This window comes from Nocardiopsis sp. NPDC006832, assembly GCF_040635885.1.
GTDB lineage: Bacteria > Actinomycetota > Actinomycetes > Streptosporangiales > Streptosporangiaceae > Nocardiopsis.
In genome coordinates, this window is record NZ_JBEYLC010000003.1 from 144,744 (window position 1) to 158,919 (window position 14,176).

Consider the following 14,176-nt stretch of genomic DNA (forward strand, 5'->3'; position numbering starts at 1 on the left):
CCGGTCGGGCTCACCCGCCCAGGACCGCGTCGATGAGGCCCAGCGGGGGCGCGCCCAGTTCCAGCAGCTCCCGATGGAAGCGCGGCAGTGAGAAGTCCTCGCCCCACTCCTGCCGGGCACGTTCGCGCAGGGCCAGGATCTCCAGCTTGCCCCAGGTGTACCGGCCGTAGGTGGGATCGAAGGTGGCGCGCCGGGCCTCGGCGCGGGCGGCCGGGCCGCGCAGCGCGGTGTCCTCGGTGAACCGCGCGGTGGCCTCCCGCACCGTCATGGAGCCCGAGTGCAGGCCGATGGCCACTGCCAGGCGCGTGACGCGGACCAGCGCCTCCAACCACACCCCGATCTCGAAGTGGTCGGCGGTCCATTCGGGGTCGCCCAGGCGTTCGGCGGCGTAGGCGCCGAACCCCTCGTCCACGCACACCTCCTCCACGTAGTGTGCCCACCCCTCGACGAAGGACATGGAGGGCAGCGCGCGCCGCACCGGGCTCTGGAGGCGACGCAGGGCGCGTCCGTGCGAGTAGTGGCCGGGTGCGACCTCGTGCACGCTCACCGCGGGCAGGGTGGTGTGGCTGAACATCTCCAGCCACTCGTCGGCCTCCTCCTCGGACCACTCGGGGTCGGGCGGGTTGACGTAGTAGAAGGACGCGGTGTCCTCCTCCCAGGGCCCGGACCAGGCCATCATCGCGGTGCCCCAGCGCAGGGCGGGCGGTGGCACGTCCACCTCGCACTCACCGTCGCCGTAGGGGGCGAGGGAACGCTCGGCGGTGAACTCCAGGCACAGACGCGTCCACTCGCGGGCCGCCTCGAGGACCCCGTCCGCGCCGGGGTGGTTCCGGGTGAGCTCGCGGGCGAACTCCATGGGGTCGCGGTCGGGCGCCAGGCGCCCGGCCGCCTCGGCCAGGCGGGCGCGCAGTCGGTCGCGTTCGACGTCGGCGCGGGCGGCCAGGTCGTCGAGATCGACCTCCATGGCCTCACCGATACCCATGAGACGAGAGAGCGTCTCCGCGCCCAGACCGGCCTGATCCGGGCCGTGTTCGGCGGCGTGTTCCAGGTGTGCCATCAGTCGGGAGTGCGCGACCAGGGCGGCGTCGCGCACGTCCTCGGGCAGTTCGTCGGGCAGACCGCCGATGAGCCCCCGCGCCGCGGTGAGCAGCGACTCGGCGATGGGCGCGGAGACACGGTCCAGGGACGCCAGGGCGTTGTCGGCCAGCCACGGCCACAGCCGCAGGTGGGCGAGGCGGGCTGCGTCGCGTTCGGCGGCGGGTGCGTAGTCGCGTTCGTAGTCGGACAGGTCCATCTCGCCGATGTGGAGCAGGGGGTTGGTCCGGTGCCACTGGAGTTCGCCCAGTTCGTGCCGGAGCGCGTTCTCGAAGGCGGCCAGGTGCGCCTCGTCGTGGGCGTCGTCGAGCGGGTCGCCGCCCAGGTCTTCGAGGTGGGCACGCACGCCCGCCGGTGACAGGTCGGCGGCCCTGCCGTCGTAGGAGTGGAGTCCGGCGTGCCCGCGCATGGCGCCGGGCAGCAGGTCGGCGATGGCCCTCAGCCGCGGGGGGAGTTCCTCGTGGGAAGGTACAGACATGCGGCCGACCCTAACGTTCCCGCGCCTGGTCGGTCCCGCCCCTGACACGCTCCCCCGGCGCGTCCGGTGAAGGCGCCGGCCGGTTCCGGTGTACACGCGCTCGATCACCGGGAACCGGGTGGGACGCTCGGTCGTCTCCCAGGGTGTGACGACCTCCGAGAACTCCCAGACACCCTCGACTCCCGAGTCCGCTGAACCGGGCACGGGTGCCGTGCGCCCGGGCAGGCGCCGTCTTCCACTCCTCCTGGCCGCCGTGGCCGTGATCGTGTTGGGCTGTGTGCCGTTCGTGTGGCAGCTGTTCGCCACCTCCGAGCATCGGTATGGCGTCGAGGAGGTGCCCGAACGTCCGGTCGCCTTGGTGCTCGGCGCCGGGGTCCGCCCCGACGGGATGCCCAGTCACCTGTTGGCCCAGCGTCTGGAACTGGCGGTGGAACTGTACGAGGCCGACCGGATCGAGGCGGTACTGGTCAGCGGTGACAACGGCGTCGACCACTACAGCGAGACCGACACCATGCGCGACTACCTGATCGAGGCGGGCGTCCCGGCGGATCGGATCGCCGGCGACCACGCCGGGTTCGCCACCTGGGACTCGTGTGTGCGGGCCACGGAGGTCTTCGGGGTGGAGGAGGCCGTGGTGCTGACCCAGGACTTCCACGTGCCGAGGGCGGTCGGGCTGTGCCGGGCCGCGGGCATCGACGCGGTGGGCGTGGGCGACAACAGCTTCGGCGAACGCGCGACGGCCACCGTCTACGGGTGGGTGCGCGAGGTCCCGGCGGCGGTGGCCGCCCTGGGCACGGTCCTGCTGCGTCCGGACCCCACGTTCCTGGGCGAGCCCGAGACCGGCGTGGAGGAGGCCCTGGCCCGGGCCGCCGAAGAATCGGCGGCCCCCTGACCAGAACGTGTTCGGCGGTCAGCGACCGCCGAACAGACGACCGAACAGACCCGAGGGCGCCTGCTGGGGCTGCGGGGCCTGCTGGGCCGGGGCGGCCTGGGGCACGGGCTCCGGCTCGGGTTCGACGCCGACCAGGGCGCAGAACTCCTCGGCCTCTTCGGGCAGGGCCCAGGCGGCGAGCGTGGCGGTGAACTCCTCGTCCTCCCAAGCCGAGGCGGGCAGCTCGGCGATGGCCCACAGGACCTTGAGGGTCTCCTCGTCGTAGTCGGCCTGGACGTGCTCCTCGGCGGTACGGTCCTTGGAACGCGGGCCCAGCACCAGTTCGAGGCCGACGCCGGTGACCAGGGCGCGGGACTCGTCCTCACCCTTGATCAGGCCGGTCAGGATGTCCAGACGCAGTCGGCGGGCGCGATCCCCGGCGCGGCCCAGCGCGAGGAAGCCCAGGACCTGCGGGGAGCGGGGGCCGCAGTGCGGCCACGACTCGTTGAACAGACCCTCGTAGCCCATCGTGGTGCCGCCACCGCGGCCGATCCGGCGCAGGCCCTCGCGGGGGGTGTTCTCGCCGTGGATGAGGACCATCGCCACCGAGGCGGCGAAGGAGTTGTAGAGGTTGCCACCGGCCATCTGGTGGGTGAGACCGACGGTGGTGTCGATGTCGTTCGGAGCGGCGAGCAGGCCGAGGGCGAACAGTTCGGCGGGCAGCGGCTCGGACTGGCCACCGCCGCCACCGGCGGCCTGATCCATCGCGTCGCGCAGGGAGGTGGGGGCCTTGGGGGTGGGGCGCAGGTCCTTGGCGAGGAGGAACTGGGAGGCGCCGGTGATCTCGGAGACCACGCGCTCGGACTCGTCGGGCAGGAACGCCAGCAGGTAGCTCACCCACTCGCCGGCCCGGTCCAGGCCGCCCCGGTTCACTCCACCGTGTAGGAGGGAGACCAGGTCGGGAACGCGGGCGAGCACGGCCTCGTAGGTGTCGAGTTCGGCCTGCAGGATCTCCGCGCCGTCGTCGGACCCCATCACGGCCAGACGGTTGCGCATCCGGTGGTGGTGCTGCTCGTCGGGGGCCTCGTCCATCCAGTCGCGGTACTGGGCGCGCACCTTCTCGGCGTCGTTGGAGAGGGCCCAGGCCACCTCGTCACGCCACTGAGCGAGGTCGAGGTGCTCGGGGAAGCGGTCCTCCGCGTGGGCCGCGACCAGCTCCAGCAGGAGGCTCAGGGGCCGCCACCGGTCCATGTCCGGGGTCTCGTCGGCGGTCGCGGCGTCGACGAGGTGGTCGACGACCTTCGGTGCGGCACGGTGGCCCGGCTCGGGGAACCGGATGATGTCGTGGAGGTCGGACAGCGCGCTGTCACTGCCGGCGACCCTGCCGAGGAGTTCGGGGATGCGTTCCCCGCCCTCCGGGGCCAGGGAGGCCCAGTCGACGTCGACGGCGTTGTCGTGTGGTTCGTTTCCCGTGGTCGCGTTCATATGCCCGATTATCCCGGCTCGGGCAACAGCTCTGAGCCCCGCTCCTCCTTGTCATCGCGCCGACGACCTCGCCCGTGGTGTCGGGATCGGCGCCGCGAGCGGGATCATCGCGGGTCGGGGCGGCCGACCATGGCGGGTGCGGGGCGCAGTACGGCGTCCTTGAGGGCCTTGAAGGCGGCGGGGACCTCGCGCAGGTAACCGATCACGGTGGAGCGTCGTCGGGCGCCCAGGCTGGAGTCGCCCACCCCCACGGCGTCGATGCCGGCGGCGCGGGCGAGCGCGATGGTGCGGGGCAGGTGGAAGGACTGGGTGACCATGGTGGCGGCGTCCACCCCGTAGTACTCCTTGACCCTGACGCAGGTGTCCCAGGTGCGGTAGCCGTGGGGGTCCGCCTCGATCAGGTCGACCGGGACGCCCTGTTCGACCAGGTAGCGGGTCATGGTGTCGGTCTCTCGGCGGGACACGTCGCGGTTGTCCCCGGAGACCAGGACGCGATCGACCTTGCCCTCCCGGACCAGGTCGACGGCCAGGTCCAGACGACGGGCGAGCAGCGGCGAGGGGCCGTCGGACCAGGCGGCGGCGCCCAGGACCACTGCGACGGGGCGGTGCGGGACACGGGCGGGTCCGGGACGACGTCCGACTCCGGCCAGGCGCGTCCACGCGAACGGAGTCAAGGCGAGGGCGACGACCACGATCGTCCCGATCCAGATGAGCACGACCGCCCGCCTTCCGATGTCCGGCACGGCCCGTGCCGTGCGCCCCACCATCATGGCGCACGGCCGTAGCGGTCAGGTCAGGAAGGAGGCCCAGCCCCCGGACCGCTTGTGGCGCACACGCAGGCCGCCGCCCTGGGCCGAACCGGTGACGACGAAGTGGGTGGCGTCGTTCCGACGGATCGAATCGACGTCCGAGCGCACGCTGCCGAACCAGGAGGAGTCGACGTCGACCTCGGCGGTGGCCCCCTCGGGCAGGATGATGTCGGCCGAGCCCCAGGAGGCGTCCACCCACACCTCCACCACCGGGGTGGTGACGCGGGCTTCACGGAAGTCGAGCCTGGTTGAGCCGAAGCGGGCATCGATCTCGATGCGATGCGGCACGGTCCAATCGCCCTTGCGGACCAGGGAGTCGCCCTTGGCCTTGAGTTTCAGCGGTTGGCCGACGGGGCCGGCCGGGGTGTGCTGTGGGGCGACCGCGCCAGGGGAGGCCGAGGAGGCCAAGCCGCCCGCGCCCGTGGGAAGGTCCGCGACGATGGGTTCGAGGTCGGCGTAGGTCTTGGCGCTGTAGACCGCGTTGAGTCGCTCGTCCACCTCCTCCAGGTCGAGACGCCCTTCCCCTGCGGCTTCCCGCAGGATCTCCGCGACCTGGTCGCGCTCGGCGTCGGAGATACGCATTCGGCTCATGTCATTGGGGGCCACGTGCTCGTCCCGCTCCTTCTGCCTGTTTTGTCAGACCCACGTTAGAGCATGTGGAGCGTCGGCGGCGGTCGCCGACCGGCGTGATCGGAGGAAGGCGCTCCCGCCCCGCTTTGGGCCGGACGGGAGCCGGGTACTGCTTCTCTAGGGTGGTTGAGGACTCTGCCGGGGTAGGACGGACCCCGGCAGAGTCCTGAACCACGCGTGTTCCCCTCCCCGGCCGCCTCCACGATCCCGCAACGCACCCCGCCCCGCACAGAGCGTGTCCGCATCCGGCCAGACGGTGAGCGGGGCGTGGGGACGCCTCATGTTCTTCAAGCGTTGCCCGGTCGGCCACCTTGTCGGGTTTCGGTCACTTCGTCCACACCCGACCGCACCCACCCCTCACTCCCCCCGTGTTCCCAAGCGAGAGGGTTCGCCATGCCTCTGCGCACCTAATTTCGGTCAGACCATTAATCGGGTTTTGGACACCGAGACTTCCAGCGAAACCGCAGGTCGCGGAGAGCCGATCGCAAGGACTCCGAAAACTTGGCGATGGACTTCGAACACCCCTTCGCAAGCCACGCTTTGAACTGCGGAAACACGGAACATCGAAGGTTCCCGAAATATCCCGTTCTTCGCCTTCCCGACAGCGTTTGCCCAAATTCCGTAGCGAGCATGTTTCAAGTGAACGCGAACGGTCGCCCGACCGACTTCCTCTCGCGCGACGCCCATCCGATCCGACCAACCAGCAGAGCCACCATCAGGTCGAAGACCGGAGGAGACCACGACGTGTCCGCCCTTGCGATCGCCCCGACGTTTCTCAGCGACTTCAACCGCCTCGCGCCCGACGTCCAACTCGGCACCCTGGCCGTGATGCGCGCCTACCAGGCCGGAGAGACCACCGAACTGGAATCCGTCGCGGGCGCCGCCGACCCTCGTGTCCGGGTCGTGTCCATCGCTTCCGACTGGACCGGCGTCATCGCCCCCGACCCGTGCACGGAGTCCCATGAGGACGAGTCCGCGGAACAGGACACCGATGACCCGCACTACCGGCTGCTCACCGTGCGCCCGCGCGCCGAGGCGCTGCGCTACGCCCAGAACCTGCGCCCCCGGGCCCTGGCCGACGCTCCCGCCGAACTCGGGCTCGGCATCGTCGACCTCACCCCCGTCGGCCCGCCCGAGCTGTCCGGCGCCCTCAACGCGCCCTTCGAGCAGTGGCAGATCACCCTGCACCCGGACCAGCAACGGGTCACCTCGGGGCACTTCAACGGATCCGTGCAGGTCACCGGGGGACCCGGCACCGGTAAGAGCGTGATGGCGCTCTACCGTGCCGCGTACCTGGCCGAAGCGGACGCCGCCGCGCACCCCGAGTCCACCGGTGAGTCGGTACTGCTCACCACCTACAACCGGGCGCTCGCCCAGTCCCTGGCGGACCGCTTGGACCGACTGCTTCCCGACCCCGGCACCAGGTCACGTGTGCGGGTGGTCACCATCGACGGCCTGGCCCGTTCCGTGGCGCAGAGCCACAGCAGCGTCGCGCCGCGGATGCTCGGCAATGACGAGATCGCCCAGCGGTGGCGTGCGGTCGCCCTCGCCGACGGGCTGCCCTTCTCCGGGCGGTTCCTGGTGGACGAGTGGGAGCAGGTCATCCTGGCCAAGGGCCTGGAGTCGCTGCCCGACTACATCCGCTGTGAGCGCAGCGGCCGCGTCCAGCACCTGGCGCCCGAGCACCGACGTCAGGTCTGGGAGACCGTCCGGCGCTACGTCGGCGCGATGCGGGTGGAGGGGTTGTGGTCCTACCCGCAGTTGGCCGCCGAGGCGGCCCGGCTGCTCACGCGTTCGGGCCCGCTGTTCCGGTACGCGGTGGTCGACGAGTCCCAGGACCTGCACCCGGCGCAGTGGCGGATGCTGCGCGCCGCGGTCCCCGAGGGCCCGGACGACCTGTTCATCGTCGGTGACCCGCACCAGCGGGTGTCCGACAACCGGGTGTCGCTGGCCTCGCTGGGGATCAACGTGCGCGGCCGGGGCCACCGACTGCGGGTCAGCTACCGGGTGACGCAGGAGATCCTCGACTGGAGCATGCCGATCCTGGACCGCCGTGCCGCGTTGGGCATGGACGACGACGCCGACACCCTCGCCGGCTACCGTTCGCTGCTGCACGGCCCCGCCCCGGTGGTCCGCGGCTGCGACAACCGCACCGAGGAACTCCACGCCCTGGGCGACTGGGTCCGGGTATGGCTGGAGGCCGGGGTGAACCCGTCCGAGATCGCGGTGGCCGGGCGCAACCAGTGGGTGGCGCGCGGGGTCGCCAAGGAATTGGAGGCGCGCGGGATCTCCACCACGCCGCTGGAAGGGGCGGGCGCGCCGGGCGCGGTCCGCGTGGGGACGATGCACCGGATGAAGGGCCAGGAGTTCCGGTGTGTGGCGCTGGTCGGCGTGAGCGACCACCTGCTGCCGCCCAAGGCCGCGATCGAGGCGGCCGACGGTGACCAGGTCGCCCTGGAGCACGCGATCCAGCAGGAACGGACCCTGTTGTTCGTGGCCTGCACCCGGGCACGGGACGCGTTGTACGTGTCGCACGTGGGCCGGCCCAGCAGGCTGATCGCCGACAGCCGCTGATCGAGGCGCGCACGGGAAAGGGCCGGGACGTCGATCGACGTCCCGGCCCGTGCGTTCACCGCCCCGGGGCGAAGTCCCCGTCCATGTCGGAGATGACCATCCGGTCGGTGTAGGCCATGGGGTCACCGACGTCGACGTCGGTGACGTACATGATCGGGAGCAGCAGCGGCGGTGGGAAGTCCGGGGTGAAGGTGATCGGGATTCCCAGGAGCCGCACGTGCATGCTGGTGACGTGGAGTTCGACGTTGCCCTCCAGGTCCATCGAGGGCAGACCCAGGGATCGGCGGGTTCCGGAGTCGTCGAACCAGAGCTCGCCGCCGCTCATGTTGGAGCCGCTCATCGTGATCTTGAGGTAGCGCCGTGGACCGTCGGCGGTCGGGCACTCCACCACGCCTTCGTAGCCGGCGCCGAACATGGTGAGGCTGTCGGCGGTCAGTCCGGACTCACGGGTCGATCCCTGGAAACAGCCGTCGTCGGAGACGACCGTGACCTGCGGGTACTCGCCCTGCTCCTGCGCCGCCCGGCAGGCCTGGACCATGTCGAGGAGTTCCTGCTCGTCCTCGAGGACGGCGTCGTCGCCGAGGGCGGGTTCGCACGCGGCCGGGTCGGCGTCCTCGCCGGCGGGATCCTCCTCATCCTCCTCGCTCTCCCCCTCCTCCTCGGGGTCCTCCCCGGCGTCCTCGTCCTCATCGGGATCGGTTTCCCCGGGAGGTGTCCCGGGTTCGTCGGAAGGACTCGCGGAGGGGCCCTCCTCGGGCTGCTCCTCGGACTCTTCGTCGTCGGGCAGCAGCCAGTCCCAGGGCCACCCCAGGGTCGGGGCGGGTGCCGCCGCGATGGTCATGGCGGCGGCGAGCGGAAGGGCGATCGCGGCCAGGGGCCGGGTGCCGCCACGCGGTTCGTCGACGGTGACGTCCTCGGTGACGGTGCCTTCGGCAGAGGGGCCGGGGTCCCGGTTCTCGGCGTTCTCGGCGTTCTCGCCCCCTTCGGCCTCTTCGGTCGCCCGGGCACCCTTGCCCCCGCGCCGCCCACGCGGTCGGTTCCGGGCCTCGGGGCCCCAGGCGAACACGAGCGACCCACCGACGATGCCGAGCAGCATGCCGATGACGAAGCCACCGAAGTTGGAGGTCACGAAGGACACCAACGCGAGCATCAGTCCGACCACGCCGAAGAAGGTGCGCTGCGCCGGCTGCAACCAGCTCAGCACACCGATCACGATCAGCAGTCCGCCGATGAGGTTGCCGGAGACACCGGCCATCCCGGAGAAGACGAGTAGGTCGATGGGCAGGATCAGGCTCTGTGCGGCCGGTGCGACCAGAAGCTCGATACCGGCCGCGACGAGGAGGGATCCGCCCCAGAACGGCCGGGTGCGCCGCCAGTTCCGGAACCGTCCCCATCCCGTGCGGAGCAGGGTCATCGCTTGGGCCATGGGATCAGAAGCACTCGTGGTTTCCGGGCTTGATGGCCAGTCCCAGGCCGCTCAGTCGCAGCGAGCCGGAGGTGACCGCCCAAGAGGTCAGTTCCATGTCGTCGACCGAGATGGTGTCGGCCTGCAGACCGAAACCACCTTCCGGTCCCTGGCCGCCGTCGGCCTTGTCGAGGGTGCCGGCGTCACGGCCGATCTCGATCGCGCCGAACTCCGCGTCGCCCTGGAGCTGCTCGATGTCGATGACCATCGAGGTGCCCTCGACCGGGGTCTCCTCGCCCGCGGTGATGACCAGGGTGGCCTCGCCGATGGGCAGGTCCCACAGGGAGGACATGCACAGGTTGCGCAACTCGGTGGTGTTCACGGTAGACAGACCGATCGGTCGGGCCGAGCCGTCGACCGACTCGGCGACGTCGCCGTACTGGCTGAAGCCGCTGCCGCTGAGGTTGTCGGCGGACATCTTGAAGCTGTCACCGGAGACCGCGAAGGAGGACGCGAGCACGCCCTGGGTGGTCATGCCACCGAGGACCCCGGCGGCGACGAATCCGGGGACCGCGAGCAGGGCGAACCTGCGCCAACGGGTCCCACCATTGCCTTCGTACTGCTCGGACGGGTCCTGAGACGCCTCCGGCGCCTCCTCGGGTGCCTTGGGCATGTGTACCTCCAGAGGGTTCCGCCGTCGGAGGACGACGGGGGGAAGGAACTTGCGCCGACGCACGCCACGTGTGTTACTTGGAACACACCCTACTCGGCGGTAGTGACGAACATTACAATATGTATTGTCACATTTCTAGATGACGCCATCATCGTTGCGGACTCGTATCCGGCCCATTACGGACAACTGCCGCCCGACCCGAAAAGTAGAGGCCCGAACCCATGTCTCCTCTGTCTCCTCAGAGCACACCGGACGCCGACGCACCCGAGGAAGCGGACGACCGTTTCGACTACGACGTGGTCGTGATCGGATCCGGCTTCGGTGGATCGGTGAGCGCCCTCCGCCTCACCGAGAAGGGCTACCGAGTCGGCGTCCTGGAAGCCGGCCGACGCTTCACCCCCCAGACCCTGCCGTCCTCCTCCTGGGACGTGAAGAACTTCCTCTGGGCGCCACAGGTCGGCATGTACGGCATCCAGCGCATCCACCTGCTCAAGGACGTCATGATCCTCGCCGGAGCCGGCGTGGGCGGGGGTTCGCTCAACTACGCGAACACCCTCTACCACCCGATGGACCCCTTCTTCGAGGATCCGCAGTGGCGGCACATCACCGACTGGAAGTCGGAGCTGTCGCCCTTCTACGACCAGGCCCGCCGCATGCTCGGTGTGCGCACCAACCCCTCCATGACCCCCTCCGACGTGCACCTGAAGGCGGTCGCCGAGGACATGGGCGTGGGCGACACCTTCCGGCTCACCCCCGTGGGCGTGTGCTTCGGCGATGGTCAGGACGGCACCGGCCCCAAGGCCGCGCCGGGCGAGTCCGTGGGCGATCCCTACTTCGGTGGCGCCGGACCCGACAGGAAGGCCTGCACCGAGTGCGGTGAGTGCATGACCGGCTGCCGTCACGGCGCCAAGAACACGCTCACCGAGAACTATCTGTACTTCGCCGAGCGGGGCGGTGCCGAGGTGCACCCGCTGACCACCGTCGAGCGGGTGCGCGAACGTCCCGGGTCGAAGGGCGGTGGTTTCGCCGTCGACACCCTGCGCACCGACGCGCCCCGGCGCAAGGAGAACGCCCGCACCTTCACCGCGCGCCAGGTCGTGGTCGCCGCGGGAACCTACAACACCCAGACCCTGCTGCACCGAATGCGCGACGAGGGGCTGCTGCCGCGCCTGTCCGACAAGCTGGGCACCCTCACCCGCACCAACTCCGAGGCGCTCGTCGGCGCGATGAGCAAGCGGGTCCCCCCGCCGGAGGACCTCACGCGCGGCGTGGCGATCACGTCCTCGATCCACCCCAACGACAACACCCACATCGAACCGGTCCGCTATGGCAAGGGCTCCAACGCGATGGGACTGCTCACCACCATCCAGGTGCCCGGCGGCGGAAGGGTCCCGCGCTGGCTGCGCTACATCGGACTGGCCCTGCGACACCCCGGCGTTTTCGCCCGTAGCCTCTCTAACCGGCGCTGGTCGGAACGGACCGTGATCGGACTGGTCATGCAGTCCCTGGACAACTCGCTGACCACCTCGGTCGAGCGCGGCCTGTTCGGCGGCCGCAAGAAACTGACCTCCAGGCAGGGGCACGGGGAGCCCAACCCCACGTGGATCCCCGAGGGTCAGGAGGCCGCGACCCGTTTGGCCGAACGCATCGACGGATATCCGGGCGGAACCGTCGGAGACCCGTTCAACATCCCGATGACCGCGCACTTCCTGGGCGGCTGCCCGATCGGGGACAGCGCCGAGAGCGGGGTCATCGACCCCTACCACCGGCTGTACGGGCACCCCGGTCTGCACGTGGTGGACGGTTCGGCGGTCACCGCCAACCTGGGCGTGAACCCGTCGCTGACGATCACGGCGCAGGCCGAACGGGCGCTGTCGATGTGGCCGAACAAGGGCGACGAGGACCCGCGCCCGGAACAGGGCGTGGAGTACCGGCGGGTGAGACCGGTGTTCCCGCGCGACCCCGCGGTTCCGTCGGGCGCGTTCGCCGAGCTGCGGTACACCACGTCGTTGCCGCTGACCGTGGTCGAGCCGGCTTCGGAGGCCGCACGGGTTCCAGGGCCGGGAGAGGCTCCGGGGAAGGCCTGAGCGGTACCGCCTCGGCACCCGTTCGACCCGCGCTCCCGCGGCACCCCACGACACCTGTTCGGGCCCGGCCCCGTGGTCGACGGCCGGGCCCAGTGGGGGCTTCGTCTCGACTCGGGGGGCGACCGGTCCAGGTCGACGGGGCTGAAGGGGCGACCCGCGGCCTGGGCGTTCTCGGCCCGTGTCGGGGGTTCAGGAGGGGCCCGTGGAACCCTCGTACCCTTCGGCGTCCTGTTCCTTGAGCTTCTCCAGGGCCTCGGCGAAGTGGTCGCCCATGACATCGCTGAGGTGGTGGGCCATCTCCTGGGCGAGCACCGCGTCCACGGCCTGTTGGGCCAGGGGCCGCACTCTGCGGACCAGTTCGGAGATCTGGTCCACCTCGTCGGCCTGGATGACGCTTCCGGGGGTGTACTCGCTGATGATGTGGTCCGACACCGTACGGACCATGTGTTCGGAGACGTCGCCGATCCGGTTCCTGAGGTTCTCGGCGATGTCGAGGACCGAGCCGACCGTCATGCCGAGCTTGACCAGTTCGACCCCCGCGTGGAACAGGCGCGGGCTGGGGACCCGGAACCGTAGGCCGTCGCGTTCGATGACGCGCAGCGCGAGGGCACGCCTGATGGTCCTGGGGGTCACCTCCTTGCCGAAGAGCTCCCGGAGCTCTCCGAGGCCGACGTAGTCGGGGATCTCGTCACTCCAGGCATCACCGATGGCCGACTCGAAACCGAGGATCTCCGACAGGTCGCCCCCGCGTTCCCACACGCGGAGCATCTCGCCGATGTTGGCGAAGGTGTAGCCGCGGCGGAGCAGTTGGCCGATCAGCCGCAGGCGCGCCAGGTGCGCCTCCGAGTAGATGCCCACTCGCCCCTCGCGGCGCGGTGGCGCCAGCAGCCCTCTGTCCTGATACACCCGGACGTTGCGCACCGTCGTTTCGGCGAGCCGGGCGAGTTCGTCAATGCGGTATTCGGCCATGGCACCACCCTAGAGACACGACAGGGCCGTACTCATGGGTAATCACGTCCCCTCGGCCCGGTGGGCGTCGTCGACGACGATCGTAACCTTCCCGGCCAAACCGTACGGGCCGATGCACGGCTCGCGACTCGAACGCCCCGGACTCCCGGAACCTACTCGCGAGTAAACAACCGGCTACATCCCATTGCATTGTGACAATGACCGTTGTAACGTTCCGGCAATGACTGTGGAGGAGATCACATGACGGCCCCCCTGCCTCGTCACCTGCGCCGGCTCCCCGGCCAGAACGCCATCGTCACCGGCGCTTCGGGAGCGTTCGGCGACGCGACCGTCGCGGTCCTGCGCCACCTCGGCGTCAACGTCGTCGGCATCGACCGCAAACCCGGCCCCGGGGTCATCGCCTGCGACGTCACCGACGACCGACAGGTACGCGAAGGCGTCGCCGAGGCGGTGGAACGGCTCGGCGGCGGCCTGGACCTGCTCATCCACTACGCCGGCGTCGGCCCCTCCGTGGACATCGGCCACCTGCCCGACGCCCACGCCCACCAGGCGCTGGAAGTGAACCTCCTCGGCACCTGGCGGGTCACCGCCGCCGCCATGCCCCACCTCGTCCGCTCCCGGGGCCGCGTGATCGTCACCGCGTCCCTGCTGGCCAACCTCCAACTGCCGCTCGCCGGCGCCTACACCATCTCCAAGCGCGCGGTCTCGGCCTACGCGGACTGCGTACGCGCCGAATACGGCACCCACGTCGACGTCACCACCGTCTACCCGGGCTTCGTCGACACCCCGATCCACGAGAGTTCACGCGCCACCGGCGCCTCGCTCGACGGTGTCGTTCCGGCCGAGACCGAACGCGACACCGTCATGGCGGTGGTCCGGGCCGCCGGGGCCAAGCACGCCCCACGCGACATCGCCTCCACCGCCCTGGGCACCGCGGCCCTGCACCTGACCCGACACTTCCCGGGCGCCACCGAACAGATCGTGTCGCTCCAGCTCGGCCTGCTCCTCACGGACGGCACCTTCGCCGACGCGGAGATCGCGCGGGGGATCCACTCGCGCCACGGCACCCGGCACACACCCACCCCCCTCTCCTGAAGGAG

Annotated in this window: 11 protein-coding genes; 4 read left to right on the forward strand and 7 right to left on the reverse strand. The window is 70.4% G+C overall.

Features of this window, described 5'->3' with window-relative positions:
- Positions 1–10: 10 nt before the first annotated feature.
- The gene (locus tag ABZ717_RS02545) at positions 11–1,573 is read right to left on the reverse strand and encodes a DUF885 family protein (RefSeq protein ID WP_358504410.1); all 1,563 of its coding nucleotides are present in this window, start codon (positions 1,571–1,573) and stop codon (positions 11–13) included.
- Positions 1,574–1,784: 211 nt separating this feature from the next.
- Here ABZ717_RS02545 and ABZ717_RS02550 point away from each other — a divergent pair, with 211 nt between their 5' ends.
- On the forward strand, positions 1,785–2,465 hold the full coding sequence (locus ABZ717_RS02550; RefSeq protein ID WP_358504556.1) for an ElyC/SanA/YdcF family protein: 681 nt from the start codon (positions 1,785–1,787) through the stop codon (positions 2,463–2,465).
- Between the two features lie 18 nt (positions 2,466–2,483).
- Here ABZ717_RS02550 and ABZ717_RS02555 read toward each other — a convergent pair whose 3' ends face one another.
- The 3 genes from ABZ717_RS02555 to ABZ717_RS02565 all read right to left on the reverse strand — a co-directional run bounded on the left by ABZ717_RS02555 (position 2,484) and on the right by ABZ717_RS02565 (position 5,344).
- On the reverse strand, positions 2,484–3,929 hold the full coding sequence (locus ABZ717_RS02555) for a hypothetical protein (protein WP_358504413.1): 1,446 nt from the start codon (positions 3,927–3,929) through the stop codon (positions 2,484–2,486).
- 104 nt (positions 3,930–4,033) lie between these two features.
- Positions 4,034–4,645: an ElyC/SanA/YdcF family protein gene (locus ABZ717_RS02560; RefSeq protein WP_358504416.1), complete on the reverse strand. Its 612-nt coding sequence runs from the start codon at positions 4,643–4,645 to the stop codon at positions 4,034–4,036.
- Positions 4,646–4,717: 72 nt separating this feature from the next.
- A complete protein-coding gene (locus tag ABZ717_RS02565; RefSeq protein WP_358504419.1) occupies positions 4,718–5,344 on the reverse strand; it encodes a DUF1707 domain-containing protein in 627 nt (208 codons plus the stop codon).
- A 768-nt stretch (positions 5,345–6,112) separates the two neighbouring features.
- Between ABZ717_RS02565 and ABZ717_RS02570 the strand changes: the two genes are divergently transcribed.
- The gene (locus ABZ717_RS02570; protein WP_358504422.1) at positions 6,113–7,942 is read left to right on the forward strand and encodes a UvrD-helicase domain-containing protein; all 1,830 of its coding nucleotides are present in this window, start codon (positions 6,113–6,115) and stop codon (positions 7,940–7,942) included.
- Positions 7,943–7,997: 55 nt separating this feature from the next.
- On the opposite strand, the gene ABZ717_RS02575 is transcribed toward ABZ717_RS02570, so the two are convergent.
- Both ABZ717_RS02575 and ABZ717_RS02580 read right to left on the reverse strand, forming a co-directional pair.
- Positions 7,998–9,368: a DUF6114 domain-containing protein gene (locus tag ABZ717_RS02575; RefSeq protein WP_358504425.1), complete on the reverse strand. Its 1,371-nt coding sequence runs from the start codon at positions 9,366–9,368 to the stop codon at positions 7,998–8,000.
- A 4-nt stretch (positions 9,369–9,372) separates the two neighbouring features.
- Complete coding sequence (locus ABZ717_RS02580; protein WP_358504428.1) at positions 9,373–10,020, reverse strand: DUF6230 family protein; 648 nt, start codon at positions 10,018–10,020, stop codon at positions 9,373–9,375.
- A 221-nt stretch (positions 10,021–10,241) separates the two neighbouring features.
- Between ABZ717_RS02580 and ABZ717_RS02585 the strand changes: the two genes are divergently transcribed.
- Positions 10,242–12,107, forward strand: coding sequence for a GMC family oxidoreductase (locus ABZ717_RS02585; RefSeq protein WP_358504431.1), 1,866 nt, complete (start codon positions 10,242–10,244; stop codon positions 12,105–12,107).
- Positions 12,108–12,296: 189 nt separating this feature from the next.
- On the opposite strand, the gene ABZ717_RS02590 is transcribed toward ABZ717_RS02585, so the two are convergent.
- Entirely contained in the window at positions 12,297–13,076 is a 780-nt protein-coding gene (locus ABZ717_RS02590; protein ID WP_358504434.1) for a MerR family transcriptional regulator, read from the reverse strand.
- Positions 13,077–13,316: 240 nt separating this feature from the next.
- On the opposite strand from ABZ717_RS02590, the gene ABZ717_RS02595 reads away from it, so the two are divergent.
- Complete coding sequence (locus tag ABZ717_RS02595; RefSeq protein ID WP_358504437.1) at positions 13,317–14,171, forward strand: SDR family NAD(P)-dependent oxidoreductase; 855 nt, start codon at positions 13,317–13,319, stop codon at positions 14,169–14,171.
- Positions 14,172–14,176: the final 5 nt, after the last annotated feature.

Coding starts and splice junctions, on each gene's coding strand:
- ABZ717_RS02545 (WP_358504410.1), bottom strand. CDS start 1,573: ATGTCTGTACCTTCCCACGAGGAACTCCCCCCGCGGCTGAGGGCCATC.
- ABZ717_RS02555 (WP_358504413.1), bottom strand. CDS start 3,929: ATGAACGCGACCACGGGAAACGAACCACACGACAACGCCGTCGACGTC.
- ABZ717_RS02575 (WP_358504425.1), bottom strand. CDS start 9,368: ATGGCCCAAGCGATGACCCTGCTCCGCACGGGATGGGGACGGTTCCGG.
- ABZ717_RS02580 (WP_358504428.1), bottom strand. CDS start 10,020: ATGCCCAAGGCACCCGAGGAGGCGCCGGAGGCGTCTCAGGACCCGTCC.
- ABZ717_RS02585 (WP_358504431.1), top strand. CDS start 10,242: ATGTCTCCTCTGTCTCCTCAGAGCACACCGGACGCCGACGCACCCGAG.
- ABZ717_RS02590 (WP_358504434.1), bottom strand. CDS start 13,076: ATGGCCGAATACCGCATTGACGAACTCGCCCGGCTCGCCGAAACGACG.
- ABZ717_RS02595 (WP_358504437.1), top strand. CDS start 13,317: ATGACGGCCCCCCTGCCTCGTCACCTGCGCCGGCTCCCCGGCCAGAAC.